This window comes from Rhodopseudomonas palustris (assembly GCF_003226555.1).
GTDB lineage: Bacteria > Pseudomonadota > Alphaproteobacteria > Rhizobiales > Xanthobacteraceae > Rhodopseudomonas > Rhodopseudomonas palustris_I.
Map to the genome: position 1 here is coordinate 1 of NZ_QKQS01000026.1, position 2,798 is coordinate 2,798.

The 2,798-nt window shown below is 53.9% G+C and carries 3 protein-coding genes; 1 reads left to right on the top strand and 2 read right to left on the bottom strand.

The genetic code is table 11. The annotated features are described in order from the left end of the window. On the bottom strand, positions 1–904 hold a 904-nt coding region (locus DNX69_RS20370), incomplete at its 3' end, for a tyrosine-type recombinase/integrase (protein ID WP_110787830.1). 145 nt (positions 905–1,049) lie between these two features. Here DNX69_RS20370 and DNX69_RS26915 point away from each other — a divergent pair. Continuing rightward, positions 1,050–1,775, top strand: coding sequence for a class I SAM-dependent methyltransferase (locus tag DNX69_RS26915; protein ID WP_110787831.1), 726 nt, complete (start codon positions 1,050–1,052; stop codon positions 1,773–1,775). On the opposite strand, the gene DNX69_RS26130 is transcribed toward DNX69_RS26915, so the two are convergent. After that, entirely contained in the window at positions 1,753–2,655 is a 903-nt protein-coding gene (locus tag DNX69_RS26130) for a hypothetical protein (protein WP_133256031.1), read from the bottom strand. The genes DNX69_RS26915 and DNX69_RS26130 overlap by 23 nt on opposite strands. Positions 2,656–2,798 lie beyond the last annotated feature (143 nt).

Below are 2,798 nucleotides of genomic sequence, written 5' to 3' on the forward strand. Positions count from 1 at the left end.
CCCGCTCCAGGGTCGAGCGCAGCGCTTCGTCGGAGACGTGGGTGTAGATCTCGGTGGTGGCGATGCTGGAGTGGCCGAGCAGCCGCTGCACGATGCGGATGTCGACGCCGCTTTCGATCAGCAGCGTCGCGGCGGTGTGGCGCAGCATGTGCGGCGTCACCCGCCGCCGCACGCCGGCCTGACCGGCGAAGTTGCGCAGCTTGGTGCGGAACGAATGCGGCCGCAGCTTGGTGCCGTTGCGATTGACGAACAGCGGTCCGTCGCCGCCGAGCATGCGCAGACGCTGTGCCGCCAGCTTGCGCAGTTCGTTGCGGAGCGCCGCATCGGTGACATAGACGACACGGTCGCGTGATCCCTTGCCGTGAATCCGAATCGCTGCGCCGTCGCTGGCGACGTCGCTGCTGACGATCTTGCACAACTCGCCGATCCGGATTCCGGTCGCGATCATCAGCCGGATCTCGGTGCACAGCGACGGCGCGTCCGGCGCCGCATGTCGCGCCGCGCCCGGCGCCCGCGCCGATTTCAAAAGCCGCGTGGTCTCGTCCCGCGACAACGTCCGCGGCAACCGCTTCCGCTTCGGCAGCTTCAATCGCCAACCGTCGAACGGATTTGGCGTGCCGTCGCGATCGGCGAGAAAGCGAAAGAACGCCCGCAGACAAGCCAGCCGCCGGCGGATCGTCGCAGCGGAGAGCTTTCGCTCGGCCATGTGCTCGAGGTAGGCGCGGAGATGGTCGGTGAGGATCATCGCATCGGCGCAGAACATCTTGTCCTCGCGACGCCGGGTCTCGATCCACGCGGCAAAGTCCGCCAGATCATACCCGTAGGCTTGCAACGTGTGTTCCGACAACTGCCGCTCGACTGAGCAGTGGTCGAGAAATCGGACGATCAGTTTCGTGAGAGGCATTCGATACTCCGCCCAATGGACGGAGTATTCTTAAGGACAAAAGAAATTCCGACACGCTCCGATTAGCTGAATCTCATAATAGGGTTAGTGGTTGTGGTCGCTTAATGTTTGCAACTGCTGAACGAGATTCACATAACCCCAAATTATGTTGCAGTCCGACGACTTGCCCATCAAGAAGATAATTGAGCGGCTGTATGGAGATGGCCAAGCCATATGGGATGCCCATGATCGGTGGAATCGTTACAAGCGAGCCGGAATAGACGGCTTCGCTAAGGAATTTGTGAGCCCCTTGTTGGCGAGGTCCAAGTCGGTTCTAGACGCGGGTTGTGGCTGCCAACCTTATTCGTGGACGCCTCCTTTATCGATAGGCTTTGATATTTTTGAAAAGCAGCTAGCAGCGAGACAATTAGGTGTAGTTGGAGACGTTTCGAGACTTCCGTTCCGCGATGGTTCATTCGAGTTTATAATCTGTGTCGCTTCTGTTATGAATTATGTACCGGCTCTCGAGACGATATCTGAGTTCTCAAGGACTCTACGGCAAGGCGGCCATTTGTTGCTTCATTACGAAACGTCAACAAGCTTCGAACATTTCTTGACTAGGCGATGGGGAGCGCCGGTCACGCGGATCAACACGCTGAACAATGGCCGAGAAGATGCGGTGTGGGTCTATTCTTCAGAGTATATAGATAGTGTGCTTACCTTAAATGGCTTTAGGGTTCTAAAGCAGAGATTCTTCCATATAGCTTCGGCACTTTTGCTTCGTGTTGGCTTTAGCCAGCAACGCGCAGCTGGATTGGCCGCCCTTGATTGCGCTCTTAAACCCTTCGACCGTCTCGGAGACGACAGAATTATTCTAGCCGAAAAGCTTTAAATATAAGCCTCCGAAGTTTAGGATGCCTAGTAAACCCTAGTATGAGAGAGGCACTCAAAAGTGCGGCGACGGCCGCAACTAGCCTCTCTTGAGTGAATGCAACAGCCAAGCCAACTGCTGGGGGGATAGTGAGTAGGGCGACATAGAACAGGGTAGGTGGATCCGCTCGTGGTGCAGGGTCGATGGAAAATGCCAAGTCGAGATTCTTCATTCCGTTGAGGGTGATTTTTTTCTGTTTTGAAGTCTCCAGAATCATGTTCTCTAGCAAATTGTCCGCAGCTTCCTTGTATTCTCGATACTGATTGGGCCGCATTGTTCTCTTGTACCATTTCGCGTAGTGAGTTCTGTAAATTAGTTCTAGAATTCGAACGAATTCGGGAGTTGATATTGTGCTTCGATCTGGTCGCGAGGCTATAAGCAGTGCAGCCCTACAACTGTCGCGGTCTTGTACAATAGAAGTGTCCGGAGCCCAGTATCTTGCCTTGGCTACCTTGAATCCAATAAGGCGCATGAGGCGCACCATACTGGTCGGCGCGATGCTTGTTGCAACGGCGCCTTCTTCGAGCATTATTTCCGCTGCCAGATAATTGACCGGAAGTCTCTGCTCCTCAATGTCACGGGCGATGAGGTCGCAGAAGCTAAAGAATGCTCCAAGCCCTCTTTGATTGGGCGATATTACCAAGTGATCTACAATGCCTAGATGGCCTTCCGGATAATACATGAAGGTCGCAAACCCACATGGATTGCCATCATAGGAAAGCCCATAGTACGTGATCTGTTGTCCTAATATTGGTGAAAGCAAGAATTCTACGAGTTCATTCGTGGACGTTCGATGCTCAGCTCCAAAATGGAGCACATACAGATTCAGGAATTCAGACAAACGCTCGATCTTGGTAAGATTCGAACGAAAGATCTCAAGTTCAAACGTGGACTGAATACGAGCCATAATTTGGGGTTATGCGTGGTGGCTCTGGAATTTTGACAAGCCACCATATCAACTTAGGGTTGGTGTCCAACCCCTAC

What these genes read in the sequence shown, in the direction of transcription:
- DNX69_RS26915 (WP_110787831.1), top strand. Translation starts at nt 1,050, where the DNA reads ATGTTGCAGTCCGACGACTTGCCCATCAAGAAGATAATTGAGCGGCTG.